Origin of the sequence: Spirillospora sp. NPDC048911, assembly GCF_043198015.1 — a bacterium.
Lineage (GTDB): Bacteria > Actinomycetota > Actinomycetes > Streptosporangiales > Streptosporangiaceae > Spirillospora.
In genome coordinates this window covers 189,212-214,056 of sequence record NZ_JBICUD010000008.1, presented here as the reverse complement: position 1 = coordinate 214,056, position 24,845 = coordinate 189,212, and the positions used below count along the sequence as shown (strand labels likewise).

The following is a 24,845-nucleotide window of genomic DNA, read 5'->3' as shown; positions in this document are numbered from 1 at the left end:
CCGTGGTCGCCACGGAGGCGGACCGGCCGGGCCGGAAGCCAAGCTTTGACCACGCACTCGACGACAGGAGCGCCCATGACCGGCTCTATCAAGACCGTTCTGCACCCCGTGTCCGACCTGGCCAAGGCCAAGGCGGTGTACGCGGCCTTGCTCGGTGTCCCACCGCAGACCGACTCGCCCTACTACGTCGGCTTCGAGGCCGGGGGCCAGCACATCGGGCTGGTACCGGGCGGCGGACCGCAGGGCATGACCTCGCCGGTGGCCTACTGGCACGTGCCGGACATCGAGGCGACGCTGGCGGAGATGATCGCCGCGGGAGCCACCGTGAAGGAGGCCCCGCACGAGGTCGGCGGAGGCCGCATGGTCGCCACCGTCGTCGACCTGGACGGCAATGTCCTCGGCCTCCTGCAAGACCACTGAACCCCGACACACAAAAGGATCCGCCATGACCTCCTTCGAATCCGTCACCTTGGAAGTTCCCGACCCCACCGCCGCGGCCGCGTTCTACAAGGCCTTCGGCCTGGACTCATATGTGAACGTCCGCGCCTCAGATGCGACGACGACCGGCTTTCGCGGCTTCGCGCTGTCCCTCGTGGTGTCCCAGCCGGGCAACGTGGACGCCTTCGTCACCGCCGCCCTCGACGCCGGCGCGACGACGCTGAAGCCGTCGACACCGCGTCGTCGGCCGTGACACTGGCGCTCTACCCGCGCCGTGCGCTCGCCAAGGACACCGGCGTCCCCCAGGAGGGCGACGGATCACACCGGATGGTGATCGGCAGCGATGCCGCAACCTTCACCGACCCCGACGGCTTCGTATGGGAGACCACCTGAGGCCGACGAAGCCACGTCACGTTCACTGACCGGCCACCGTCCGGATCATTGCAGAAGCCGGATCTGGGCCGCGACCGTGAGCCCTGCCGGGATCACGGGGCGGCCACGCTTGGCCGTCCATGCCCATGGCCTGCGGCATTGCCGGCGGGGTTGGAGCCAGTCCGATGCGTCGCGGGCATCGAATCTGAAGTGCGGTCAACGCCTGGCCGGATCGGGCCGGTAGGGGGACGGAACGCGCGGGGCCGGGCGGCGTACCGTCAAGGGCGTGGAGTCTGAGCGCCCGAACCCTCCCGCGACACGGCCAGGGGCCGGTCTCACACCTCGTGAGACGCGTGCCATGCGCGTCTTCTGCTTCCTGCTGGGCGTGGGGTTGATCGCCTGGGCGGCTTTTCGCCTGGTCACCGATGCCCCCATCGGCGTCAACGAAAGCCCGAGCCGGAACGACGTCCTGCAGCTGATCTTCTTCGTCCTCCAGGTCGGCCTCGGTGCCCTGCTCGTCTACATCGCCGTCTTCGACCCACCTGATTTCAGCGCGGCCGACAGTGCTGATCAGGAGGAGAGCGGATTCGGCGCGGACCTCGACTTCGACATCGATCTCGACTGACAGCGACACGCCGCTGGTAGCGCTGCGCCTCGGGAGCCCGGAACCCCTCTCTTTGGCAGCGGATATTGTGGTCAATTGGCCAAGTTGCGACAAATATAGGTTCTCCGCCTGCGATAGCTAATTGACTCCATCATGAACGAACGATGTGCTAATTTTTAGTAATCGGGTGCATGGCGGGCATCTTTGCTGTGGACCGTTTATTGACGGCCATACATTCACCCTCCCTTTTCGTTTATGGCGGCTTTGTGTCGTCGGCGATTGTGTGAGGAGACTCCCCCGTGTCTGCTCAATATGGCCGTCGGGCCCTGGCGGGCTCGTCCGTGCCGCTGGTGGTCGCCGCGCTGCTGGCGGCCTCCCCGTCGGAGCCGTGCTCATCGAATGGTGAGCGGCCGTCCTGCCAGTGGGCCAGGGTGAGGCGCGGGACGCGGTGCCCAAGCCCGATCCGACCCGGCCGCCTGCCTGTCTGGCCACCCTTGACCTCGCCGGTCTGGAGCGGGCCGCTTGGGCATTGAATTGTGTGCGGCCCCGGACCTGAGGTCCGGGGCCGCACAGTGAAGTGGTTGCGCATTCGCACCCGCGCTTGGCCGCATTCAGCTCCAGTCGCTGTCGCTCCAGTCGCTGTCACTCCAGTCATTGCCGCCCCAGTCGGGGTCGGCGAACGGCGCGGCCATTACCTTGGCCGACGGGGCGGCGGCGCTGTCAGCGGTACTGGCGGCGGCCACGGGCAGCGCGGCGGCGGTGAGTACGCCGCCGAGTACAGCGGCCTTGATGACGGTCTTGAACATGCCGGACATGACACCCTCCACTACATAAAGTAACAAGATCAATACTCTGTGTACCCATTGTGGGATGGGTGAATCAGCCCATGTCGACCGTCGCAGGGAATTGCGCCCGGGTCTGCGATCGAGGGTTGTTCAGAGCATGGCCTGGCTGCAGGGGTGCCGCCGTCGCGGGAGCGACTGGCCGCTGTGTGGGTCAGTTGGCTTCGCTGAAAGTGTGGTGGACGCTCGCTCCGCCAATGCCCGCCCGATAGTAGGAATCGCGGAAGCCGACCGCGCCGCGTTCGTCCACGTACGAGGAGCGAATGTGCAGCTGGCTGCCCATAGAGTCCATTTTTATCCAGGTCTGGACGTAATTGGCATCTGCATGTGCGACCCCGGGGGCAACGGTCAGAAGGCCGACCGCGGCGCACGCCATAACGGCGGCGCGACCTGACTTGGAGAGCATCTGAGTCCTTTTCTTAGGCGTGGTTGAGATGGCCCTCACGCACCGCGCAGGCGGCCCCGTCCAACGGGGCCGCCTGCTTAACCAGTGTGCGCTGGTCCTGCGAGAACGCTATCAATCAGCGGCGCTGAAGACCTTGGACGAAGTGGCGCCCCCCGGGCCCGCCGTCTGGGTCTTCTTGACATAAATCACCTTGCCGCCGCCGTGGTGGTGATGGCCCCTGCCCCAGTCGCCGTTGAAGGCGCCGGAGAACAGGTCGGTGGACGAAGCGCCACCGGGGCCCGCCACGTCGCTGCTCTGGCCATGGATGGTGTCGGCCATGGCGGCGGGACCGGCGAGCGCCAGGCCGGCCGCGGCGAATCCGATGACGGCGATGCGATGCACCTTGTTCATGAACCCATTCCCTCTCGTCCGCGCCAGGTCAGATCACTGCGCGGTTTAGGTCTCTCCAGTCGGGACACTCCGCATTTCGGGCGAAGGTCCGATGCGTACAGGAGTCTTCATTACCAGCCGGAGTTGGTTCAATACAGTGCGTGAGTAATAGTCATTTTGTGCGTCCATGGCCCTTTGCGGGGCCACCGGCCGCAAGTTGCCGCGTCCACCCGGTACGCGGGGGATGTGGTCCGCTACTCGTAGTTGCCGGTTGATTACAATAGGCGCCTGTACGGGTGCGATCGCCGCATCCAGCGCACCAGAGAAGGCAGCACATGTGGGGATTCATCAATGCCCGGCTCCGGGGGAGCGGACTGCTGTTGCTCCCGGCCGTCGCCGCGGCGCCATTGCTCGCGACCTCTTCGTCCGCACTCGCCGCGCCGACAGGGTGTACCAACAAAGTGGGAGATGTGGCGGTTCTGGCCGAAGCCTTCCGGGCCGGAGGTGATCATCAATTGGGCAAAGACTGCGTCTATACGCTGTCCAAGCGCGCGGGGAAGGATTCCATACTTCCGGCCATTACCAAGAACACCACCATAGACGGCAATGGAGCGTCCATCGTCTGGTCCGGCCGCGACTCCGTACCCATGCTCGATATCGGCGCGGGCGTGCGTCTCAGGTTGGCCGACGTCACCGTTGTGACAAGGGGACGGGCCGCCACCACTCCGTCCTTCCATATGGAGCCCGGCGCGACGTTGTTGCTCACCAACGGCGATCTCGCCGTCAGGTTGCATCGGCCCGGACCCGTGACCACTCCGGACAAGTCCAGCGACACATCCAGCGCACATACGGTCGGATCATGCGAGGCCACCGTAATCACGACTTTCAACGCATCACCGCGCCAAATCACCTCTGATCTGGCGGTCCCAAAGGTAATCAACCCGGACCCTTTGGACGAACTCAGCTCGGCACGTACCGCCACGTCCGCGCCAGTGGTCACGCACGGCTCGCCCTGCGAAGAAAGCAGCAGCAAGTCCGTCACAGAGCTCGCCACCTCGGCCGGCACGACACGCCAAACGGCATGCTGCACCACCTCGGCACATTGACCAGAGGCGACTCGGCTCGCCCAACACCGAACAGGCCGCTGAGCACCTCAGCGGCCTGTTCGCTGTCACGAAGAACTGCACATCGTCAGCGCTGGCCCGGCTTGTCGACGACCTTGCCCGGCAGGTAGCCGACGTTGATCAGCACCTGTCCGGCGCGCTGGACCTCGGGGCTCCGGTCGGACGGCGGACGGGACGTCCCCGGAGCGCTCCTCTTGGGCATGGTCCGGTCGCGGGTGGCGACCGTCCGGTATCCGAGGAATCGGTAGGTCGTCGGGTCCAGGATCAGCTCATCGCGTTCGGTTCCGTCGTCGCGGGTCACGGCGATGCCGGGGCGTCCGCCCAGGCGATCATCAGCAGCAGGTCGCGTTCCCGTGCCGAGAGCCTGCTCAGCGCCGACGCGATCCGGGGGGCCATGTGCTGCGCGCTGAGCCGCGTGTCCGCGCCGTCGCCGTCGAACGGCGCGACCCACTCGGCGTTCACCTGGGCGAGCACCTGATGGCGGCGCCGCTCGGCCCGGCGGTGCTGGCCGATCAGATTGGTCGCGATGCCGTACAACCACGGCCGCGCGTCCGTGCGGGTCAGGTCGTACCGCGCGCGGCTGCGGAAGGCCACGGTGAAGACCTCCGCGCTGACGTCCTCGGCGTCCGCCGGGCCCAGCCGCCGGTAGACGTAGCGGTGGATCTCCTCCCAATGCCGATGAAAGATCTCGGCGAACCTCTCCGGGTCCGTGATGGACGCGCTGATGGCCGCGTCATCGGACACCTCCTCGGCACCGAGCGGGTCGCTGGTCGCCACAGGCGGTTTCTCCCTTCGACCGGACAATTGACATCCGGTACTTGGCACGGCGATGCCCCGCTGTTCCCTGTTTTTCTCGCGGCCGGCCCGCCGGTGCCGCGACCGCGGCGCCTGCCCCGACCCGAGCGCGCCCCACTCAACGCCCAGCCCGGCCCGTCATCGGTCTCTGTGCGGCTCGCCGGTGGTCCAGTTCCAGTCGGTGATCGTGGTGCGCATCAGGCGGGCGGCGGTCGAAAGATGGCGGTCGGCGGCCCAGATCAGGGTGAGCCTGCGACGGCAGTCGGGGTCGTCGACCTCGATCCAGGCGGCGGGGGCGCTGACGGCGGTGCGCCGGGCCATGGCGGGGACGAGGCCGATGCCGAGCCCCGCGCTGATCAGGTCCGCGATGGAACCGGCTTCGTCGCCCTCGCAGACGATCTTCGGTGTCAGGCCCCGTCCCGCGAAGAGCCGGTCGAGAAGCCGGCGCTGCCAGTGTCCCGCGCGGGCGGTGACGAAGGGCTGGCCGGCGAGGTCGTCGATGCTCACCGAGGAACGGCCCGCCAGCGGGTGATCGAGCGGCGTGGCGACCCAGACCGCCTCGTCGAGCAGCTGGACCACCTCCAGGCCGTCGGCGGCGATCGGCTGCGAGGCGATGCAGAGGTCGACGTCCTGGGCCCGCAGGTGGCGGGCCATGTCCTCCGCCGGCATCTGATGCAGCACCACCTCGACAGAGGGATGGGTTCGTTTGAACGCCGCGAGCGGCCCGGTGAGGGTGAAGAACGTCTCCGATGCCAGCCGCACACTGCCGAATCCCTCGCCGGTGGCCTCGGCAACGGCTCGCCGCCCCGCCTCGAGCTCCCCCAGGGAACGCTCGACGTAACCGCGGAAGAGCTTCCCGGCGTCGTTCAGCCGGAGCCGGCCGGCCCGATCGAACAGCGGCGTGCCGAGTTCGTTCTCCAGCCGGGTGATGGTGCGGCTCAGCGACGGCTGGGCGACGCGAAGCTCGTCGGCCGCGCGGCTGAGATGTTCCAGCCGTGCCACCACGAGGAACTGCCTGAGCGTATTCAGATCCACGGGCCCCATGCCTTCCGGGTCATAACGGCATAGCAATATTGATCTTGGACAAGATAACTCACCACTCATAGTTTCGTGGGCGATCGCGAATCGGGAAGAGAGTGAGGAGGTCGCCCATGGTCACCGCACCCAGCGGGTTCCGCCCGGCCCTGCCGGCCCGGTCCGACGCCGCACATCGGACCAGGCCCTCCGGGTGGGTACTCCGGGCCGTCGTCAGCGCCCACGTGGTCGTCATCTTCGGTCAGCCGGTGTTCGCCGGCGTGTACATGAGCGGGGACTACGACGGCCTGAGCCGGCATCTGGCCGGCGCCAACATCGTCACCTCGATCGGCTACCTGCAGCTGATCGTGGCGATCGCGGTCTGGGTCCGGCTGCGTCAGGTCTGGCCGTTCCTCGGAACGCTGGCCCTGGTGGCGGCCGAGACGGTGCAGTACTTCGCCGGGATGGCCGGCGCGCTTTGGCTGCACTTTCCGCTGGGCGTGATGACCATCGTCGCGCTCGTGGTGCAGTTCATCGCCGTATGGCGCCGGCCTCTCCGGCTGCGGCCGCGGGGTGACCAGGCGCAGGCCGCGGCGGAGCCGGAGGCCGGCGATGCGTGAGCAGGACGACCGTCTGGGCCGTGCCGATGGATCGGACAGGGACCGATCCGGGCCTGCCCGTGGCATGGGCAGGCGTCACGTGCTGGGCATCGGCGGGGCGCTCGGCCTGGTGGCGGTCACCGGGCTGTCGACGTCGGCCGCCCTGGCCCGCCGCCCACCGGCCACGGGTGCGCAGTTGCGCAGCGCCGTGCCGCTGCCGCCCGCGTTCCAGGTGCCGTTGCCCCTCCCCGCCGTACTCGCGCCGGTCAGCCGCTCAGGCGGTGCCGACCGGTACGAGATCACCCAGCGCGAGGCGAACTTGGAGGTCCTGCCCGGTGTCAGAACGCCGATGTGGACGTACGAGGGCACCTTCCCGGGCCCCACGATCGAGTCGCGCCGCGGCCGCCCGATCGTCGTGACGCATCGCAACGAACTGCCCGTGCCGACCGTCGTCCACCTGCACGGCGGACGCACCCCGGCGGCGTCCGACGGCTACCCGACCGACCTCGTCCTGCCCAACCACTGGCCGGACGCGCTCGCCCGAACCAGTCACGGCACGGCGAGCGGGCACAGCCCGGAGCCCACCGGTCAGGGCGGGCACGGCACGCCGGGTATGCGCGGCATGCAGGGCGGACACCCCGCGCAAGGCGGCCACGACATGCAGGGCAGGCAAGGTGGGCACGCCGCGCAGAGCGGGCATGGCGCTGGGCACGGCACGCACAGCATGCATGATCCGCGGGCCGTGGTGACCACGCTGACGCGGGACTACGCGTTTCCACTGGATCAGCGGCCGACGTTGCTCTGGCACCACGACCACCGGATGGACTTCACCGCCCCCGCGATCTGGCGGGGCCTCGCCGGGCTGCAGATCGTGCGCGACGACGCCGAGGACTCGCTCGGCCTGCCCGCGGGACGGCGCGAACTGCCCCTCATGATCGCTGACCGCGCGTTCGCCGCCGACGGCAGCCTCGAGTACCCCGCGCTCGACCCCACCCTGCGGGAGCGGCCGGGTGTTCGCGGCGCCTATGCCGCCGGAGTCCTCGGTGACGTGATTCTGGTGAACGGCGCCCCCTGGCCCGTGCACGAGGTCGACGCGGCCCGGTACCGGCTGCGCGTTCTGAACGCCTCGAACGCCCGGCACTACGGGCTCGAAGCGGTTACCGACGACGGGCGCCGGCTCGATCTCGTCCAGATCGGCGCCGACCAGGGGCTGCTCACGGCGCCGATCACCCACCGGAGCCTGCCGATCGCGCCCGCCGAACGCTACGACGTGGTCATCGACTTCTCGGGTGTCCCGGTCGGCGGCCGCGTCCGGATCGTCAACCGGCTGGGCTCCGGGCGCACCCGCGACGTGATGGCCTTCCGGGTCGCGCGCAAGGCCACCGACGACAGCCGCGTCCCGCGCGTCCTCTCGAACGATCTGCCGGCATGGCGCCGGTCGGACGCCGTCAGGGTGCGCGAGTTCTCCTTCCGCGCCGGACGCATGCGGGGCGACCACGGATGGCTGATCGACGGGCTGCCGTTCGACCCCGCCCGGTCCGACGTCACCACTCGTCTCGGCGACATCGAGGTGTGGCGGCTGGTCGCCGACGTTCACCATCCCGTTCACCTGCATCTGGCCGGCTTCCGGGTGCTCTCGCGTGGCGGCCGGCCGCCGCTGCCCCACGACGCGGGCCTCAAGGACACCGTCTCGCTGCGGCCCGGCGAATCAGCGGAGATCATCACCCGTTTCGACGGCTATCGCGGCCGCTATCTCTTCCACTGCCACAACGCCGAGCACGAGGACATGGGAATGATGGCCAACCTCGAAATCATCTGACATGTCGGGCGAATGGGGCGTCCGACATAGACCATTGTATTTGGCAGGGCTCCTGGAATTAACCGTGCCGCGAACCTAGGGTTATTGACGAGAACTGTGCCAGCGAATGACCTGTGCCAGGGCATTCCGGCCGGATCCGCTCATGATCCACTGTTCCCCCGGGAGGCGTCATGTCGGCTGAATCCGACAAGATCAAATTGAGCGATCTGGTGTACGTCGCGGCGGGCGCGGTCGACGTGACCCTGACCGCCATGCAGCAGCCGTTGCGGCGCCTCCAGAGTCAGCTGCGCAGGTCTGACCTGGCCGACATCGCCGGGGAGGGGCACGACGACCTCAGGGTTCGCGGCAGGCTGGCGGTCCGGCGGCTGCGGCCGGAGCCGCATCTGGAGCACCTCGCCCAGCGGGCGATCGCCCGGCGGGCCGCCGGGCACAGCGTGATTCCCGAGCAAAGAACTCCCGAGCGGAAGGCCGCCGCCGGGCAAGAGGCAATTGCGACGCAAGAGATAAATCCGGAGGAAAAGATTGCCGGGCACGACCATGCATGACTTCTTGCGGACGAGGATCGACGCGGCCCTTGAGACGTTCATGGCCGAAGAGATCGAACAGCTGCTCGGCCTGCATGGCGAGCTGGTGCCTTTCCTGGCGCAGGTGCAGACGTCCGTCCGGGGTGGCAAGCGCGTGCGCGGCGCGTTCTGCTACTGGGGCTGGCGCGCGACCGGGCAGCCCGACGACGACTCGGTGATCCGGGCGGCCGCGGCCATCGAACTCGCGCACGCCGCGGCGATCGTCCACGACGACATCATCGACGGCAGCGACGCCCGGCGGGGCGGGCCGTCGTCGCACGTCGCTCTTGAGGCACTGGTCAAAGACCCGCGGCACGCGTCAGTCCACGCCACCGGCCTGGCGATCCTGACCGGCGACCTGCTCATGGCGTGGGCGGGCCAGCTGTTCCTGGCGTCCGGGTTGCCGCGGGCCTATCTCGGCCGCGCCCGCGCGCTGTGGTTCGACCTCGCGCGGGAGCTGGTGGCGGGGGAGTGCCTGGAGATCCTCAGTACCCACGGCGAGCCCGGGATCGACCGCGCGCTGGAGATCATCCGGTTGAAGACGGCCAAGTACAGCATCGAGCGTCCCCTCCACATCGGCGGCACCCTCGGCGGCGCGTCGCCCGGGCTGCTGGCGACGTTCACCGCGTACGGCATCCCGCTGGGCGAGGCGTTCCAGCTCCGCGACGACCTGCTCGGGGTGTTCGGTGACCCGAGCCAGACCGGCAAGTCCAACATGGACGACCTGCGGGGCGGCAAACCCACCGCGCTGCTGGCCGCCACGATGGCGGCGGCGGACGAGACCGAACGCAAGGAACTGGACCGGCTGCTGGGGTGCCCCGACCTCGATCGCGACGGCCTCGACGCCGTCAGGCAGATCATGGAGCGTACCGGTGCCCGCCGCCGCGTCGAGACCATGATCGAGGAACGGACCGAGGCGGCCCGGGCCGCGATCGCGAGCCCGCTGCTGTCCCCCGACGCCTCGACCGCACTGGCCCGGTTGGTGTCGCCGACGGCCGTCCGAGAGTTCTGACCCGCTTCCCCGACCCCGACGGAGAGCCCCGTGGCCTACACGACCGAGTACATGGACTCGCTCCGGCAGCGCAGCGACACTCTGGCCGACGACGTCGTGCGCAGTCTCTTCGAGAGCGGCGAGGTCGGAAAGTTCAACACCCTCATGCGGTGGTTCACCACGTCCGGTCAGCCGCTGCCGCCGGGCCTTCCGGACGCCGCCCGCGAGTACCTGGAGTCGACCAGCACGCCGCCCGACTGGGTCGACTGGGACACGATGGAGCTCGCTCGGCAGTTCTTCATCGACAACAACGCGCACATCTCCACGGCCCTGGCCTTCGCCGCGATGCCCGCCGGGTACGCCGTCCCGCCGCTGGCGAAGCTGCTGAGCTGCACGCACGGCCTGGCCTACCCGTCCCGCCGGATGGCCGAGACCGGGCAGCTCACGACCTACATGATGCAGCCCGACTCGTTCGAGGCCGGAGGCAAGTTCATCCCCGCCGCGCAGAAGGTGCGGCTGATGCACGCCGCGATCCGTCACCACCTGCGGCGGCAGAACCTCTGGGACGAGGAGACCTGGGGCATGCCGATCTGCCTGGAAGACATGATCGGCTCACAGATGTGCTTCTCGATCTTCGTTCTGGACGCCCTGCACCGCATGCACATCCGCATGTCGCCCGAGGGGGCGGAGGCCTACTACTACGCCTGGAAGGTCGTCGCGGCCATGCTCGGCGTCGACGTCGACGACATGCCCGCCGACACGACCGCGGGCCGGGAGTTCAGCGACCTCTACTTCATCCGCCACATGGCGCCCACGCCGGAGGCGGCGCATCTGACCAAACAGCTGATCGACCTCTACCAGGAGGTCGTGCCGGGGACCTTCGCCGACCCGGTCGTCCCCGCGCTGATCCGTTTCCTGGTCGGGGAGACGGTCGCCGACTGGCTGGAGGTGCCGCGTTCCCCCTGGGACGCCGTCGCCACGGTCGTGCCCGCCATGCTGAACGTTCTCGAACGCATTGAGGACGCCAGCCCGTACGGCAACTGGCTGCTGGACCGCGCGCAGCGGGCAGTCGTGTCGCTGGAGCTCAACTCGCTCACGCGGGGACGGGTCATGCACTACTCGATCCCCACCCAGCTGAAGAAGGACTTCGGCATGTCCTCAATGAACGCCCGCCGCTGGACCCCACCCCCGCTGACCCTGCCGTAGACCGCCCTGTCATGAGCCAGTCGTGCGTGTGGCGGCGACCAAGACGGCGCCCAGCTGCACGGCGACCGACCTGCGGATCTCGATGGACGGCAGGGACTCGGCCTCGGCCAGCCAGCGCTCGAAGCGTTCGGTGAGCACCTGGTGCTGGGAACGGATGGCCGGAGTGGGATTGCCCGCGCTGATCTCGGCGTCGAGCATGCGCGGAAAGGTGCCGAGCAGCCGTAGCCGGAACAGATGCACCGCCTGCCGGTGGTCAAACCGCTCGGCGACAGTGGCAACCCGCCCATCCCCGCCAACCGATCCGGGGTCCTCGGTGAGTGATTCGGTCTGCTCTGTGAGGGTGCGGAACGTCTGCAGGGTGGCTTCGGTGGAGCTACGGAACGGCGATCGTACGGTCAGGTCGTTGGCGACGGCCGCCAGCGCGTCCTCCAGCATGCCGATCAGTTCGTGGCGAGCCGCCAGCGCGGTGGCGACGACCTCTCGGTAGCCGACGTCGGTCTCGGTCTGGTCGGCCACCCGTTCGTCGGCCCACATGGGCACCTCGGTGACCAGGTGCAGCGCGCCGAACCGGGTGGCGTAGTCGGCGCTGCTGGCGCCCGCACCGAACGCCGCGCCCACCTCCGCTCCGCTCGGGGTCAGGTGGACGGCAGGAGCGATCGGCCGGGAGCCCGGCAGTTCCGGCTCGCCATGATGCAACGGAAGCCCCTCCAAGCCCGGGAGTAGCGACGGCTTCACCTCGTCCATCAGCCGCATCAGCGCCGCGGTCTCAGGCAACGTCCGGTCGAAGCGGGACGGTCAGCTTCCGAAGGGTGCACTTCGCCGGAGGCAGGGTCGCGCAGTACTTCGCGTCCCGGCAGGCTTGAGCGGCTGGTTATGGTGGGGCGAATCCGGATTCCTTGGCTACGGCGGCGGCTTGGACTCTGGTGGTGACGCCGAACTTTCGGAGGATCGCTGAGACGTGCACGCTCGCCGTCTTGGTGCTGATGAAGAGCGCCTGGGCGATCTGGCCGTTGGACAGGCCCTGAGCGAGCAGGGCCACGACCTCCCGTTCGCGGCGGGTGAGGTCGAAGTCGCAGCGGTCGTACGAGACGGGTGGCTTCGGCGGCTCGGTGAGGGCGATGCCGGCCCGCCTGGCGAGCTCTTCGATGTCGGCCGCCAGCGGCGCCGCACCGAGCTCCCGGGCAAGGCGAAGGGCCTCGCGCGCCGGTGGCGCGGCCTTGCTCCGGGGGCCTCGGCGCAGCAGGACCGCCTCAGCCTGGCGGAACCGACCGTAGGCGGTGAGAAAGGGGTCGGTGGCGGCGGTGCGGTTGGTCGCGAACTCGGCCCAGATCGCCGGATCCGGCTCGGTGGCGAGCCGGGATCGCTCCGCCCTGGCGAGCAGCAGGTGGCCGAGCAGATCGGGACCCGCGGTCTCGATCGCGGTGACGATGGCCTCGGCCCGGCGGACCAGCCGATCGGCCTCGGCCAGTGCCGCCTCCCGGCTCGAGCGGCGGCCGTTGATCACCGCGTCGTGGTGGGCGTCGGCCTCGGCGCGGGCACCCAGCGCGCACAGTGTCAGATCGAGCGCAGGGCTGTGGGAGGCATCGACGCACAGGCCCTCCCGTACGGCTGTGCTCGCCTCGGCGAAGCGGCGCTGGGCCAAGGCGAGTTCCGCGCGCTCGGCGGTGAACGATTCGCCGCCGTCCTCCTCGATCAGGCGGTCGAGCAACGCAGCCGCCTGGGTGAGGCGGCCGCGTCTGGTCTCCAGCAGCAGGACGTGCGGGTGGACGAACTTGACCAGGGCGCTGCTCGGCGCGTCCTCCAGCCCGGCCAGCGCTTTCTGTGCGGCGTGCTCGGCGTCGTCCCAGCGGCCGAGCCGGGTGAGGGCACGGGCCGCATAGCCGTGGAACTCCGGTTCGTAGGCCGGCGCGATCCCGCAGCGGCGCATGTGCGCGATCGCCTCCTCGGTGGTGCTGAGGGCCTCCGCGTGCCGCCCTACCTCGGTGAGAGATTCGGTCAGGTTGTTGAAGGCCCGCTCGATCTCGGCCGCGTCGTCCAGCGTGAGCGCGATCGTCACCGCCCGGCGCAGCAGGGGCAGGCCTTCCTGGGGACGGCCGAGAACGCACAGGCAGGTGCCGAGCGTGTTGCTCGCATGGCCCTCGGCCGCGGCGCACCCGACCGCGCCGGCCATCTCGATCGCCTTCCTCGCGCAGGGGATCGCCTCGCCGTCTCGTGATCGCAGCATCAGGCTCTGCGACAGCGCCGCGAGCACCTGGGCGCCCTCGGGGGACGGGGGCCGGTGCGCGACCAGACGACCGGCCTCCTCATAGGCGGCCCACGCGGCGGACGGGGAACCCGCCAGCCACCTGTGCCGGCCGAGCCGTTCGAGCAGCGCCGCGGCACGGACGGGGTCGGACGCCTCGTCCACCAGCGTCAGCGCCTCGGCGACCAGGTCACCCGCCCGCTCGTAGCGCCCGGCGAGCGACGCGACCTCCGCGGTGCCGGCCAGCAGCGCGAGCCGGTCGGTGCCGGCGAGCGCCGCCGCCTCGGGGACCGCGGGCCACAGCCGCAGGGCCCGCTCGTACTGGGCATGGGCCTCCGCCGGGGCGGCCAGCGCCTCCGCCGCGCGGCCTGCGCGCATCGAGGCGGCCAGGGCTTCGGGCGCCCGCCCGGCCGCGTCCCAGTGGTGCGCGATCTCGGCCGCCGTGACCGCCTCGTCGAGAGCCTGGGGGACGCTCTCGGAGAGGGCGACCGCGATCCGCCCGTGCAGCCGGGTGCGCTCTCCGGGGAGCACCGCCGAGTAGACGGCTTCATGGATCAGGGAGTGCCGGAAGGAGTAGCCCTCGTCCGTGGCCACCAGCAGCCCGTGCGTCATGGCCTCGCGAAGCCCGGCCTCCAGCCGGCCGGCGGGCAGTCCGCAGGCCGCCGCGACCGCGTCGTGGCCCATCGCCCGGCCGATCACCGCTGCGGCCCGGACGACCTGGCCCGCGGCACGCGACAATCCGGACAGCCGCGCCAGGACGATCTCGCTCACGGTCGGCGGCACCGTCCGTCCCTCGGGGTCGGCCGCCAGGAGCTCCTCGACGAAGAACGGGTTGCCCTCCGCGCGTCCGTACAGGCTGCGGGCCAGGGCGGCGGGCGGCCGCGCGCCGAGGATGCCGGTCAGCTGCTCGGCGACCTCACCCCGCCCGAACGGCCGCAACCGCAGCCGGACGGCCCGCCTGCCACGGGTCAGCTCGGTGAGCATGGCCAGCAGCGGCCCGCCCGCCGTGAGCTCGTCGCTGCGAACCGTGGCGACCAGCAGCACGGCGGCGTGCTGGAGCGCCCGGGAGAGGAAGACCAGCAGGTCACGGGTGGACGTATCGGCCCAGTGCAGATCCTCGATAACCACCAGAGTGGACGCCTGCACACTGGCCTTCCCACTCGCCTGCCCGCCCGCCAACTCGCCCGTCACGCTGCCCGCCAGCTCGCCCGCCGCGCCGCTCGTTGCGCTGCTCGCCAGCGTGTCGGCGACGTACCGGAAGAACTGGTCGCGGCGCCCCGGCCAGGCTGGCGCTGCGTTCTCGCCTAGCTGATGCAGGATCTCCAGCATCGGGGCATAGGGCAGATCCTCGGAGAGCGGCAGGCAGCAGCCGCGCAGAACCCTGGCTCCCTGCTCGGCGGCGGCCCCGGCGAACGCCTCGACCAGGCGGGTCTTGCCGATGCCGGCCTCGCCCTCGACCACGACGAGGGCACCCGATCCGCTGGCCCACGCGGCGCGCAGGACCGCGAGCTCCTCCGACCGCCCCACGAAGGTCGGGCACGACAGCGGCCGCGACATCACTGCTGCGTCACCCCGCTCACGTGTCCCTCGACGTTCACGTGCCCTCTCGGTGACGGAGAGGTCTTGACCGCTTACCGTACGAGTCCCCTCGAAGCCGGTCAACCCCGTATCTGAGGTAGCAGAGCGGTCGGAAATAAGGCATCGCCCGATGCGCGGCGAACACCGGCGGCGGACCCTCGAAGTCACCACATTCACCCCGCGACCCGAGGAGAGAAGAGCCAGGTTCCATGAACATGGGCATCAAGCTCATCACCACCGCGATGGCCGCAGCGGCGGCCCTCACCGCGCTGAACGGCCCGGCGATCGGCGCCACCGCCCCGTCCAGCGCCACCGGCCCGTCCAGCGCCAGTGACCCGTCCGCCTCGACCAGCGCGGACGCCAGGCTCGCCGACGGCAGCCGCGTCAACTCCCAGGCCGCCGCCGGCAAGGTCACGCGTTACTGGACCAAGGACAGGATGCGGCGGGCCGTCGACGTGTCCCAGTCCACCGACTCGTCGTCACCCGCTCTCAGAGCCGCCGCGCCGCACGGCAAGCCCGCGGCGACTCCAGCGGCCGATCCCACCGCACAGGCCGTCAAGGCGGCGGCCCGCAAGCTGGCCGGGGGCGACGCGAGGCTGGCGATCCAGATCGCCGAGTCGGCCACCGTCGGGAAGGTGTTCTACACCAAGCCCAGCACCGGCCTGCCGGGCTACAAGTGTTCGGCGAGCGCGCTGAACACGCCGTCCCTGCAACTCGTCATCACCGCGGGGCACTGCGTCCACGAGGGCGCCGGGGGCACCTGGATGCGGAACTGGACGTTCGTCCCCCGGTACCGCAACGGCGCGGCACCGTTCGGCACGTTCGCGGCCAAGCAGTTCCGGTCGTTCGACGCGTGGATGAACAGCAGCGACAACCGCCGGGACGTCGGCCTCGTCACGACGTGGCCGCTGAACGGCCAGAAGCTGGTCAACGTGGTCGGCGGCATGGGGCTGAGCTGGAACTGGCCGCAGGCCGTCCCGGTCACCACCTTCGGCTACCCCAGCAACTTCAACAGCGGCGAGATCCAGCAATGGTGCCAGGGCACGACCAGGGCCGTCTCCGACGGGCGCATCGAGATCGCGTGCAACAACGGCCCCGGCGCCAGCGGAGGTCCGTGGCTGCGCAACTTCGATGCCAACACCGGCCGAGGCTCCGTCAACGGGGTGTTCAGCACGATCACCACGAGCGGATGGAACCGCAGCCCCTACTTCGACGACGCCGTCAAGGCGATGGTCGACGCGCAGGGAAGCGTCACCTGAGTCACCTGATCACTTGAGTCACCTGAGCGAGAACCCGGCCGGGCCACCACCACGGTGGCCCGGCCGTCCAGCTGGTGAGGTCAGATCGACTCTGCTGGACGGTCCCGGTCATGCCGCTCGGGTCGCAGGGCGGCGGTGAGCATGGTGTCGAGCACCTGCTGGGACGATTCGAGCCGCGTGATCGCCTCAGTGATGCGGACCCTGGTCGCTCTGCTCGAGCAGGAATATGGGCCCCGCTGGAGTCCACGTGCGGTGAGCGTGCCGACCACGGGCGCACGGTACCCGTGGTCAGCGCGTTCACCGGTGCCGTTCACCGGCACGGTTTCCAGGCTGATCAGTTGAGGGCGGCCGGTGCCAGGGGCTTGGGCTCCGGGGCGGTGTCGTGGGACGAGGTATCGGTGTAGTGGGCGGCCTCGTCGCCTTCGATGATGTAGCTGGTCTCGCCCGTCACGCCCACGGGGACGTCGCCGGCGACGGTGACGCGGTGAAGGCGGCGCGGCTGGTCGCCGTAGTCGTCGGGCGCGTAGTGCTGGGTGATGCGGTTGTCGAACAGGACGAGGTCGCCCGGGTTCCACTGGACGCGCAGGATGTTCTCCGGGCGGGTCACATAGGCCTGGAGGAGGCGCAGGATGTCGCGTGACTCCGTCCCGGAGAGGCCGATGATCCGCTGCGCGAAACCGCCGATGAACAGGCCGCGCTCGCCGGTCTCGGGATGCACGCGCACGACCGGGTGGGCGGTCTGGTAGCGGCGGGACGTGAACACCTGGCGGTACTCGGCGGCCTTGCCGCGGTTGGTGCGGGGGAGCGCGTAGTCGTAGTCGTTGGTGTGGACGGCCCAGAGCGTGTCGGCGAAGTCGCGCAGCACGTCCGGGAGGTCGTCATAGGCGGCGGCGGAGTTGGCGATCAGCGTGTTCCCGCCGTGCGGGGGGACGACGAGGGCGCGCAGCGTGCTCAGCTTCGGCGGCGTGCGGACGAACGTGACGTCGGTGTGCCAGGTGTTGGAACGGATGCCCTCCTCGCCGTCGACCGGGAGGATGTCGGGCTGGCCGTCCACGGACGGGACGGTGGGGTGGGCGCGGGTCAGCGCGCCGAACCGGGAGGCGAAGCGGAGCTGGCCCGCGTCGTCCAGCCCGGCGCCGCGGAACACCAGCACCCGGTGCTTCAGCAGCGCGGCGTTGATCTCGTCGAGGGGCAGGGCGTTGGGGTCGGCGCCGGTGTACTCGGCACCGATGCGGCCGCCGATCGAGCGGATCTCGGACATGGGGTTCTCCTTTGTCAGCGGACGGTCGGGTCGGCGAGCCGCAGCAGAAGCCGCAGCAGGCCGTCGAAGGCGAAGCCGAGGACGGCGATCTCGGCGATTCCGGCGAAGATCAGTGGTGTCTGGAGGTAGTTGCCGGCCTGGAGGATCAGATAGCCGACGCCGCCGGTGGCGGCGATCATCTCGGCGGCGATGATGGCGGTCCAGGCGCCGCCCATCGCGATGCGCATGCCGGTGATGACGGCGGGCACGGCGGCGCGCAGCCGGACGTGCAGCATCGTGTGGAAGGACGAGGCGCCGAGGCTGCGGCTGGCGTTGAGCAGGTCGGGGGAGACGGCGTCCAGCGCGCCCAGCGTCGCGACGGTGACGATCGGCAGCACCCCGAAGAAGATCAGAGCGATCTTCGAGGTCTCGCCGATGCCGAACCACACGACGAGCAGTGGGATGAACGCGATCGGCGGCAGCGGCCGCATCACGCCGATGATCGGGTCGGCGAACTCGCGGATCACCCGGACCCCGGCCATCGACGCGCCGAGCAGCAGCCCCGCCGCGGTGCCGAGCAGGAACCCGGCCAGGATGCGGCCGGTGCTGATCAGCGCGTCCTCCAGCAGCGTCTTGCCCTGCACCTCCGGATACGGCTTGGTGACGTACTCGGCGAAGGTGCGGGCGGTCTCGGTGACCGTCGGCAACGTGACCGTGTCGCCGATGATCCGCGCCGCGACCTCCCACACGACCAGAGCCAGCGCGAGCGAGCCGGCGCCCGTCCAGAGCCGGCGGTACGAGCGGCGCCGTCGCGGCACCGCCCGGACGGCCTCCGCGAGCGGAACCCGAGTCGTGGCGGTCATCTCTCCAGCACCTCCCTGATCCGCCGCTTCGCCTGCACGAACGCGAGCGTCTCGGTGTCGTCGTAGGAACGGGGGCGGGGCAGGTCGATGTCGAGGACCTCCTTGGTGCCGCCGGGCGGGGCCGACAGCACGCACACCCGGTCGCCGAGCAGCGCCGCCTCCTCGACGTCGTGGGTGACGAAGACGATGGTCGTGCGCCGCCGCTGCCACAGCTCCAGCAGGAAACGCTGCATGCCGGCCCGGGTGATGGCGTCGAGCGCGCCGAACGGCTCGTCCATCAGCAGGACGCCCGGATGGTTGATCAGCACCCGCGCGAACGCGGCCCGGTGCCGCATGCCGCCGGACAGCTCGTGCGGGTACGCGTCGCGGGCGTCGGCGAGCCCGACGGTCTCCAGCAGCTCGGCGGCCTCGTCCCGGACGGCGGACGTGAGAGCGCCGCGCGCTTTCGGCCCGTACAGGACGTTCTGCCAGGTGGTCAGCCACGGGAACAGGTTCGGAGTCTGAAAAAGCACACCGCGGTCGTGCCCGGGCCCAGTGACCGGACGCCCGCCGACCAGCACTTCTCCGGAGTCAGAGTCGGTGAACCCGGCGAGAATATTGAGCAACGTGGACTTGCCGCACCCCGAAGGCCCGAGCAAGCAAAGGAATTCGCCCGGCTCGATATCGAGGCTGACCCCATCAAGAGCAATACGCTCAGCCCGCCGCCGTCCGCGAAAGGTCTTGCGCACCTCCGTCAGCCGCACGGCCGTCGGCTGGCCGGTCACCGGAAGGCTCTCGGTCACGGCGCTCACTTGCAGGCCCCGGACTGCGCCTTGTCCCAGAACGTCGGATCGATGTGCGCGGCGATCTGGTCTGCGGACGGCACACTCTTCGCCCGGCCCTGGGCAACCAGGAACTCGGCCGTCAGCTTGAAGTTCTGGGCGAGCCTCCCGGACGCGGCCTTCCCGTCGGCCCCCTTGAGCCACGCCCCTTCCTCCGCCGCCGCAACGTACGGATAGCTCCTGGTAGCCGCAATCGCATCGGCCGGCTTCACACCCAGGAACTTGGTCGCGGGCGTTACGTACTTCTCAATATCCGGCCCCTTCACCAGGGTCTGCGCCTTGGAGATCTGGCAGACGAGGCCCTGCACAACCTCTGGATGTTCCTTGGCATACGAAGCGGTGACGGCGAGCATGTTCACCGCGGCGTAGCCGAGCTTGGCGACGTCGGACGAGGTCACCAGGACCTTCGCCTTGTGCTTCTGCAGCTCGATCAGGAACGACTGGCTGATGTAGACCGCGTCGATCTTCCCGGCCTTCCAAGCAGCCGCCTCAGCCGCCTCGCTGGCGAAGCTAGCGATCTGCACCTTCTCCGTAAGACCCTGCGACTTCAGCCACCCACGCAGCTGAAAATCCAGCGTCGAGCCCACCAGCACGCCGACCTTCGTCAGATCGCCCGGCGCCTTGATCTTGTCGTTGACGGCCAGCCCGGACGCGTCGATGCTCTCGACGAACACCGCGCGGACGTCCGTCCCGTTGGTGAAGGCGCCCACGAACGGCGGGTTCCCAACACCAGACACAAAGGGAAAGGCCCCGGCCCGCAACTGCGCCATCCCGGCGACGCCGCTGTCGATGGGACGCAGCTCGATCTTGCCTGGCACCTTCGAGGCGAGGTCTGGATTGGCCGCGACGACCGCCTCGGGCCCGGCGACCGCCCCCTGGAAGTAACCGACCTTCAGACCGGCGGCTTCGCCCTTCGCGGCCGAGGCGCACCCGGCGAGCACAAGGGCAAGGAGAGCGGCTCCCGCCGCGCGGTATCTGTTTTTGAGCATGGCGAAACTCCCGGAGCACGGATCGGAGTGGGTTCGGCGGGGGGCCTTGGCAGGGCGGGACGGTCAAGCCACCAAACAGCCCGCGGCCGTAACGCGGCGGAGGTCGACATGCCGCCGCCGGATCAGAACGAACCGAACTCGCATGCCGCTATAAGACCACGCACCCTGCCAAAACGCAACTATTCCTACCTTTTTAGTCCGAAATCATCGGACCACCAACGTCGTCCACCGCTCTTCCTGGGCCGAGTTCGCCGACCTGTTCGCCCCTGGCGCGACCGTTGCTCACGACTCGGTGCGGGGGAAATACGGCCGCTGATGCGGCACTAGCGATAGGCCTCGAAGAAGGGGTCATCTTTACCGCTGTTCGGTTGGAACGGGGTGTCCGCTGGTGGCTGTGGCGGGATATCGGGCCGCGGCAGTTCGTCACGTACGCGGAACGTGCCTTCGGTGACCGGAGAGGACGCCTGCCTGAACACTTCGGCCAGGCGGTCGTTGGGCCATGTCGTGGCGCTGTCCCAGGTGGCTCCGCTGAAGGAGGACTGCGCCAGGTGCACCTGCTCCGCGGTTGAACGCTCCGTGCCCATCCAGAATCTGGCCCCGGTGAAATCCGCGCCGGACAGATCCGCGCCGGTGAAGCCGGCATGCATCAGACAGCTGCCGGCGAAGGTGGTGCGTAGCAGGTTGGCGTTGATGAACAGCGAGCCGCCGACCTCGGGTGCACCGCCGAGGTTCAATCCGGAAAGGTCGGCGTCGGTCAGGTCCGCCCGGCTGAAGTCGGGGACGACGCCGAGATCGGCGCCGCGCAGATCGGCTCCGACGAGCTTGGCGTCGGCGAGATTCGGGTACACACCGCTGCCCTCCGGGTCCGCCTCGGACAGATCCGCGTCGCGCAGGTCGGTTCCGCTGAAGTCGGCGCGGGTGAGATCGGTACGAGGGGGAAACCGGACGCCGCGCAGATCGGCTCCACGGAAGTCTCCGCCGACGAGGCGGGCGATGGTCCAGGCGTCGCTTCTTTTGATCAGCTCGGCGAGGTCGGCGCGCGGCACGCGTGGAGAAGGAGTCCCGGCGGGCTCGGCGCGCGGCGCGGGTGGAGGAGTCCCGGCCCGTTCCCATTGGACGATGTCCACCTGGCTTACCCGCCCGTGCAGTGCGTACAGGCACCAGCCGTCGCGGTAACGCATCGCCGGGCCGTCGCGGCGGTGCAGCCGCACGCCCGCTTGACCGCCTTCGTGCCAGGGCTCGACGTGGATTTCGATCGGCCGCTCTGACACCACGCACACCCGCTCGAACGGCCACCAGCCGCCACACGAACCGACCAGGTCCCTCCACAGGACCAGCCGGTGCTCCCACACCTCCCGGCGGCGGGCTTTGGCCCGCCACCAAGGTGGCATCGGTCTCCGGCCGGGCAGGCTCGGCCATCGGCCGGACTCGCGGTCTGGAACATCGCCATTGAGTACGGGCAGCAGCCAGCCGCCCGGCGCCGGCCCACCGTGCGCCTCCGCGGCCGCCGCGCCCGTGGGCTCGCAGAAATCTTCGTCTGGCGGGCAGGCGGCCGCGGGCGAGTCGATCCACACCAGCCGGGGTTCGACGGCGCCGATCAGCCGGTACAGGCCGATGATCGCGGCTTCGGCGGCGGGCCGGTCGGCGGGAGCGGTGGCCCGGTCGTGCCCCGGCCACTCGCTCCGCAGACGGGCGGCCAGCTCGGCAAGTCGTGGAGTGATGATGTCGGCGCTGACGGAGATCTCTGTGTGGAACGGGTAAGGCAGCCCCATCTCCGCTACGTATCACGAGCGGGTGGGCCCGTCCATTGGTTGCGCCGAGGAGCACGAGCCGACCACCGTCAGGGCGCGTACGCGGTTCTTCCGAAATCCGCTCAGCACAATGACCGGCACGACAAAGATCAACACCTCTCCAGGTGATCGATGGCGGCAAGCATCCGAACCCACCATCTCGACCTTTGGCCTGATCGGCTCGACGAAAGCCATGCGTCGCGCCTGGCAGAAGGGGCTGCAACTACACCGCTGATTCCGCCGATGGTCATACCTTCGCCCCCTGCTCGTCGCGCGAACGACCGGACGACCACCGAGATCTGGACCGGCACCGGCTCTCCTGTGGTGCCGCATCAAGCGTGGGTGCGGAGCGCCTGGATGGCGGCGGTGATCCCCTTCTTGTCGTAGCCGCTGGTGGGCAGGGTGGCGCTGTGGGCGTGGCGGATGACGCCCTGGGAATCGATGAGGACGCTGCCTGACTGTTGCAGCGCGCCGAAGACCTTTCTGGTCAGGCCGATCGATTCGTGCGGGGTGCCCCGGCGGCCCACCACCACGGGGAACGGGACGCGGCGCTTGGCCTTCCACGCGGCGGCCTCCTGGCGATCGGCCGGAACCGCGATGAGCACCTGGACGTCCTCGAACTCGTCGCGGCGCTGGACGAGGTCGTGGACGTGCCTGTTGCAGACCGGGCATGACGTTGACCGCATGAAATAGATCAGCACGGCATGGCCGTTGCCCAGGCGGACGGTCTGGCCGTCGGTGTCTTCCAGCGCCACCTCGGGCGCGAGCGATCCGGTTTCAAGCATGGCGGAACCTTCCTTCGAACTGGGTTTGCAGAGATGTGGTCTCAGGTGCTGGGGGTTCCGGGGCCGCCGCCCAGACTGAGCCTGACCGCGCTACGCGCCCGGTGCAGGTGGGATTTCATCGCGGCGTTGCTCAGGCCGAGCGTCTCCGCGACGCTGCGGCCCGGGTGGCCCAGCACATCGCGCATGATCAAAACTCGGCGCTGGACGTCGGGCAACTCCCTGATCGCCTGCGCGACGAATTCGGCCTCCAGGCGTCCGATGGCCTCGTCCTCGGCCGAGCTCATCAGGCCGGCCTCGCCCTCGTCATGGCGTGAAAGCAACCGAGCGCGGCGCAGGCATTCGTTCCGAACGATGCGGAACATCCACGACGCCAGTGCTCCGGTGGCGCGCAGCGAGCCGATCTTCCGATACAGGATGATCAGTGCCTCCTGCGCCGCGTCCTCGGCATCCTGCGGAGACGCGCACAGGTGCGACGCGAAGCGCCGCACGTGCGGATGCGCGCCATGGATCACCGCGGTGATCGACTCGCGGTCACCCGCCTGCGCGGCCTCGATGAGCTGCGCGCTCGCCCACGAACGATCAGCCACCACCACACCCCGCCGCCACACATCAGGCACCATCCATCTCTCCTTCCGTCACCCCATAAGAGGCCCCCACGCCGCGAAAGGATTCACCGCCATTGTCGACGCGGCTTACCGACCCGGATATAGCACTGTGGTCGCAGCGAACGTCCTAGTGCTATTGGAGGTTGCCTGGGTGAGTTGCGGGGACACCGACTGTAACCATCGGTGACCGTGCGGAGTCGGCGCGGAGAAGCGGGAAAGGTCGGTGCCATGGAGGCCCAGCAGCAGGAGCGTTTGCGCGCCAGATTCGACCAGTTCGACGCGAACGGAAACGGATCGATCGAAGCCGGCGACTTCGATCTGGTGGCCGCACGGCTACTGCGGGAGTTCGGCCAGTCGGAGAGCTCGGAGAAGGGCCGGGCCGTCGTGGCCTCGCATCGCTCCTACTGGGAGCAACTGGCGGAGCAACTCGACACCAATCGCGATGGACGGATCTCCTTCGAGGAGTTCTGCCGCGGCGTCGGGCGGCCTGAGCTGTTCGATCGCGTCGTCCGGCCCTACGCCCAGGCGATCGTCGCCATCGCCGACCGCGATGACGACGGGTACGTCCAGCACGACGACTTCGTCGCCTGCCTGCGGGCTCTGGGCTTCGCCCGCGAGCGCATCGAAGCGGTCCACTCATCGCTGAGCACCGAGGACGGACGGGTCGGCGCCGGGGCATGGGTCGAATTCATCGCCGGCTTCTACACCGCCGGCTCCGGGCATCCGGCTCAGGCGTTGGTGGCCGGGTGAATCAGGACTCCTGCAGAGTCGTCCGGGCGGACGATGCGTCGCGGACCCGCTATGACGGCAAGCAAGCGGTTCATTTCGCCTCGGGAGTCAGCAGGCAGAGCACCGGCGCCCAGCACCTGTGCCTGCACCGGGTGGTGATTCCCGCCGGGAGCCGAGGCGAGCCCCATGTGCACCGCGACCACGAGTCCGCGGTCTACGTCATCAGCGGTGCACACGAGGTTCGGTTCGGGGACGATCTGCAGGAGCGGGCCTGGCTGGAACCAGGCGACTTCCTCTACATCCCCGCCAATGTTCCGCACCTTCCCGTCAACCGAGGCGAGCACGACGCCGTGGTACTGGTCGCGCGTACCGATGCCAGCGAGCAGGAGAGCGTCGAGCTGATCCCATGGCCGGCACCACTGGCCGAACTCCTCCACAGCATCCCCGCCTACCCAGGCTGAAGCCCGACCGGCCGATACGGCGTGACGCACCGTTAGCGACGGCGGCGGGCCGAGCAGGGCGGATGGCGTGTCGAAACTTCCAGCGGGCTCGGCGGTAAGCCGTCGGTCAGCCCCGAGCCCGGCGCGGAGCAACCACGGGCGCGACGGCAGACCCGGCGTCACGGGGCGTGTCTCGAAGTCAACCGCCCTACTGCACGACGCCCCAGAGCCGGGCCAGTGCTCAGCCGGCAGCACCCGGCGGTTTGGTGAGCCGGTCCCCGTAGCGCTCGGACCGGTCGCCGACACTCGCGCACGCCGGCGCCCGCATCCGGCTCAGAGGCGTGATGGCCCTCGTCGCCGGC

General features: G+C 69.4%; 30 protein-coding genes. 14 read left to right on the top strand and 16 right to left on the bottom strand.

Annotation, left to right across the window (positions count from 1 at the left end; all coding sequences use genetic code 11):
• The first annotated feature begins 75 nt into the window (after positions 1 to 75).
• From ACGFNU_RS33395 to ACGFNU_RS33380, 4 genes are all read left to right on the top strand, one after another.
• Positions 76 to 420 carry a VOC family protein gene (locus ACGFNU_RS33395; protein ID WP_392600158.1) on the top strand — a complete coding sequence of 115 codons (345 nt, stop codon included), beginning with the start codon at positions 76 to 78 and terminating at the stop codon, positions 418 to 420.
• Between the two features lie 25 nt (positions 421 to 445).
• Positions 446 to 691, top strand: a complete 246-nt coding sequence (locus ACGFNU_RS33390) for a hypothetical protein (protein WP_392600156.1) — start codon at positions 446 to 448, stop codon at positions 689 to 691.
• Positions 688 to 831, top strand: coding sequence for a hypothetical protein (locus tag ACGFNU_RS33385; RefSeq protein WP_392600154.1), 144 nt, complete (start codon positions 688 to 690; stop codon positions 829 to 831). Before ACGFNU_RS33390 ends, ACGFNU_RS33385 begins: the two co-directional genes overlap by 4 nt.
• A gap of 337 nt (positions 832 to 1,168) precedes the next feature.
• Positions 1,169 to 1,435 carry a hypothetical protein gene (locus tag ACGFNU_RS33380; protein ID WP_392600152.1) on the top strand — a complete coding sequence of 89 codons (267 nt, stop codon included), beginning with the start codon at positions 1,169 to 1,171 and terminating at the stop codon, positions 1,433 to 1,435.
• 590 nt (positions 1,436 to 2,025) lie between these two features.
• Here ACGFNU_RS33380 and ACGFNU_RS33375 read toward each other — a convergent pair.
• The 3 genes from ACGFNU_RS33375 to ACGFNU_RS33365 form a co-directional block, all read right to left on the bottom strand.
• Positions 2,026 to 2,229 carry a hypothetical protein gene (locus ACGFNU_RS33375; RefSeq protein ID WP_392600150.1) on the bottom strand — a complete coding sequence of 68 codons (204 nt, stop codon included), beginning with the start codon at positions 2,227 to 2,229 and terminating at the stop codon, positions 2,026 to 2,028.
• Between the two features lie 181 nt (positions 2,230 to 2,410).
• Positions 2,411 to 2,662: a hypothetical protein gene (locus ACGFNU_RS33370; RefSeq protein ID WP_392600148.1), complete on the bottom strand. Its 252-nt coding sequence runs from the start codon at positions 2,660 to 2,662 to the stop codon at positions 2,411 to 2,413.
• A gap of 111 nt (positions 2,663 to 2,773) precedes the next feature.
• Positions 2,774 to 3,052, bottom strand: a complete 279-nt coding sequence (locus ACGFNU_RS33365) for a hypothetical protein (protein ID WP_392600146.1) — start codon at positions 3,050 to 3,052, stop codon at positions 2,774 to 2,776.
• A gap of 314 nt (positions 3,053 to 3,366) precedes the next feature.
• Here ACGFNU_RS33365 and ACGFNU_RS33360 point away from each other — a divergent pair, with 314 nt between their 5' ends.
• Entirely contained in the window at positions 3,367 to 4,137 is a 771-nt protein-coding gene (locus ACGFNU_RS33360) for a hypothetical protein (protein WP_392600145.1), read from the top strand.
• 85 nt (positions 4,138 to 4,222) lie between these two features.
• Here the strand turns inward: ACGFNU_RS33360 and ACGFNU_RS33355 are convergent, their stop codons facing one another.
• The 3 genes from ACGFNU_RS33355 to ACGFNU_RS33345 form a co-directional block, all read right to left on the bottom strand.
• Positions 4,223 to 4,456: a hypothetical protein gene (locus tag ACGFNU_RS33355; RefSeq protein WP_392600143.1), complete on the bottom strand. Its 234-nt coding sequence runs from the start codon at positions 4,454 to 4,456 to the stop codon at positions 4,223 to 4,225.
• Complete coding sequence (locus tag ACGFNU_RS33350; protein WP_392600141.1) at positions 4,453 to 4,932, bottom strand: RNA polymerase sigma factor; 480 nt, start codon at positions 4,930 to 4,932, stop codon at positions 4,453 to 4,455. Before ACGFNU_RS33350 ends, ACGFNU_RS33355 begins: the two co-directional genes overlap by 4 nt.
• A 156-nt stretch (positions 4,933 to 5,088) precedes the next feature.
• On the bottom strand, positions 5,089 to 6,054 hold the full coding sequence (locus ACGFNU_RS33345; protein WP_392600139.1) for a LysR family transcriptional regulator: 966 nt from the start codon (positions 6,052 to 6,054) through the stop codon (positions 5,089 to 5,091).
• A gap of 155 nt (positions 6,055 to 6,209) precedes the next feature.
• On the opposite strand from ACGFNU_RS33345, the gene ACGFNU_RS33340 reads away from it, so the two are divergent.
• The 5 genes from ACGFNU_RS33340 (at position 6,210) to ACGFNU_RS33320 (ending at position 11,142) form a co-directional block, all read left to right on the top strand.
• Positions 6,210 to 6,584, top strand: a complete 375-nt coding sequence (locus ACGFNU_RS33340) for a hypothetical protein (RefSeq protein WP_392600137.1) — start codon at positions 6,210 to 6,212, stop codon at positions 6,582 to 6,584.
• 64 nt (positions 6,585 to 6,648) lie between these two features.
• Complete coding sequence (locus ACGFNU_RS33335; RefSeq protein WP_392600135.1) at positions 6,649 to 8,382, top strand: multicopper oxidase domain-containing protein; 1,734 nt, start codon at positions 6,649 to 6,651, stop codon at positions 8,380 to 8,382.
• Between the two features lie 170 nt (positions 8,383 to 8,552).
• A complete protein-coding gene (locus ACGFNU_RS33330) occupies positions 8,553 to 8,927 on the top strand; it encodes a hypothetical protein (RefSeq protein ID WP_392600133.1) in 375 nt (124 codons plus the stop codon).
• Positions 8,928 to 8,931: 4 nt separating this feature from the next.
• Complete coding sequence (locus ACGFNU_RS33325; RefSeq protein WP_392600131.1) at positions 8,932 to 9,957, top strand: polyprenyl synthetase family protein; 1,026 nt, start codon at positions 8,932 to 8,934, stop codon at positions 9,955 to 9,957.
• Between the two features lie 30 nt (positions 9,958 to 9,987).
• The gene (locus ACGFNU_RS33320; RefSeq protein ID WP_392600129.1) at positions 9,988 to 11,142 is read left to right on the top strand and encodes an oxygenase MpaB family protein; all 1,155 of its coding nucleotides are present in this window, start codon (positions 9,988 to 9,990) and stop codon (positions 11,140 to 11,142) included.
• 9 nt (positions 11,143 to 11,151) lie between these two features.
• Here ACGFNU_RS33320 and ACGFNU_RS33315 read toward each other — a convergent pair whose 3' ends face one another.
• Both ACGFNU_RS33315 and ACGFNU_RS33310 read right to left on the bottom strand, forming a co-directional pair.
• Positions 11,152 to 11,916 carry a hypothetical protein gene (locus ACGFNU_RS33315; protein WP_392600127.1) on the bottom strand — a complete coding sequence of 255 codons (765 nt, stop codon included), beginning with the start codon at positions 11,914 to 11,916 and terminating at the stop codon, positions 11,152 to 11,154.
• A 97-nt stretch (positions 11,917 to 12,013) separates the two neighbouring features.
• Entirely contained in the window at positions 12,014 to 14,941 is a 2,928-nt protein-coding gene (locus ACGFNU_RS33310; RefSeq protein WP_392600125.1) for a helix-turn-helix transcriptional regulator, read from the bottom strand.
• A gap of 230 nt (positions 14,942 to 15,171) precedes the next feature.
• On the opposite strand from ACGFNU_RS33310, the gene ACGFNU_RS33305 reads away from it, so the two are divergent.
• On the top strand, positions 15,172 to 16,221 hold the full coding sequence (locus ACGFNU_RS33305) for a trypsin-like serine peptidase (RefSeq protein WP_392600123.1): 1,050 nt from the start codon (positions 15,172 to 15,174) through the stop codon (positions 16,219 to 16,221).
• Between the two features lie 80 nt (positions 16,222 to 16,301).
• Here ACGFNU_RS33305 and ACGFNU_RS33300 read toward each other — a convergent pair whose 3' ends face one another.
• The 6 genes from ACGFNU_RS33300 to ACGFNU_RS33275 all read right to left on the bottom strand — a co-directional run bounded on the left by ACGFNU_RS33300 (position 16,302) and on the right by ACGFNU_RS33275 (position 21,906).
• Positions 16,302 to 16,490, bottom strand: a complete 189-nt coding sequence (locus tag ACGFNU_RS33300; protein WP_392600122.1) for a hypothetical protein — start codon at positions 16,488 to 16,490, stop codon at positions 16,302 to 16,304.
• 65 nt (positions 16,491 to 16,555) lie between these two features.
• Positions 16,556 to 17,482: a TauD/TfdA dioxygenase family protein gene (locus ACGFNU_RS33295; protein WP_392600120.1), complete on the bottom strand. Its 927-nt coding sequence runs from the start codon at positions 17,480 to 17,482 to the stop codon at positions 16,556 to 16,558.
• A 14-nt stretch (positions 17,483 to 17,496) separates the two neighbouring features.
• Positions 17,497 to 18,324: an ABC transporter permease gene (locus ACGFNU_RS33290; RefSeq protein ID WP_392600118.1), complete on the bottom strand. Its 828-nt coding sequence runs from the start codon at positions 18,322 to 18,324 to the stop codon at positions 17,497 to 17,499.
• A complete protein-coding gene (locus ACGFNU_RS33285) occupies positions 18,321 to 19,052 on the bottom strand; it encodes an ABC transporter ATP-binding protein (RefSeq protein WP_392600682.1) in 732 nt (243 codons plus the stop codon). Before ACGFNU_RS33285 ends, ACGFNU_RS33290 begins: the two co-directional genes overlap by 4 nt.
• A 59-nt stretch (positions 19,053 to 19,111) precedes the next feature.
• Complete coding sequence (locus ACGFNU_RS33280) at positions 19,112 to 20,134, bottom strand: ABC transporter substrate-binding protein (protein WP_392600116.1); 1,023 nt, start codon at positions 20,132 to 20,134, stop codon at positions 19,112 to 19,114.
• Between the two features lie 323 nt (positions 20,135 to 20,457).
• Positions 20,458 to 21,906 (bottom strand): pentapeptide repeat-containing protein, encoded by a 1,449-nt coding sequence (locus ACGFNU_RS33275; RefSeq protein WP_392600114.1) that lies wholly within the window; start codon positions 21,904 to 21,906, stop codon positions 20,458 to 20,460.
• A 109-nt stretch (positions 21,907 to 22,015) separates the two neighbouring features.
• Here ACGFNU_RS33275 and ACGFNU_RS33270 point away from each other — a divergent pair, with 109 nt between their 5' ends.
• Complete coding sequence (locus ACGFNU_RS33270; RefSeq protein WP_392600112.1) at positions 22,016 to 22,159, top strand: hypothetical protein; 144 nt, start codon at positions 22,016 to 22,018, stop codon at positions 22,157 to 22,159.
• Positions 22,160 to 22,256: 97 nt separating this feature from the next.
• Here the strand turns inward: ACGFNU_RS33270 and ACGFNU_RS33265 are convergent, their stop codons facing one another.
• The gene (locus ACGFNU_RS33265; RefSeq protein ID WP_392600110.1) at positions 22,257 to 22,709 is read right to left on the bottom strand and encodes a peroxiredoxin family protein; all 453 of its coding nucleotides are present in this window, start codon (positions 22,707 to 22,709) and stop codon (positions 22,257 to 22,259) included.
• Between the two features lie 41 nt (positions 22,710 to 22,750).
• A complete protein-coding gene (locus tag ACGFNU_RS33260; RefSeq protein WP_392600108.1) occupies positions 22,751 to 23,329 on the bottom strand; it encodes an RNA polymerase sigma factor in 579 nt (192 codons plus the stop codon).
• 213 nt (positions 23,330 to 23,542) lie between these two features.
• On the opposite strand from ACGFNU_RS33260, the gene ACGFNU_RS33255 reads away from it, so the two are divergent.
• Both ACGFNU_RS33255 and ACGFNU_RS33250 read left to right on the top strand, forming a co-directional pair.
• Positions 23,543 to 24,064 carry an EF-hand domain-containing protein gene (locus ACGFNU_RS33255; protein WP_392600106.1) on the top strand — a complete coding sequence of 174 codons (522 nt, stop codon included), beginning with the start codon at positions 23,543 to 23,545 and terminating at the stop codon, positions 24,062 to 24,064.
• Positions 24,061 to 24,504: a cupin domain-containing protein gene (locus tag ACGFNU_RS33250; RefSeq protein WP_392600104.1), complete on the top strand. Its 444-nt coding sequence runs from the start codon at positions 24,061 to 24,063 to the stop codon at positions 24,502 to 24,504. The genes ACGFNU_RS33255 and ACGFNU_RS33250 overlap by 4 nt, the downstream gene beginning before the upstream one ends.
• Positions 24,505 to 24,845: the final 341 nt, after the last annotated feature.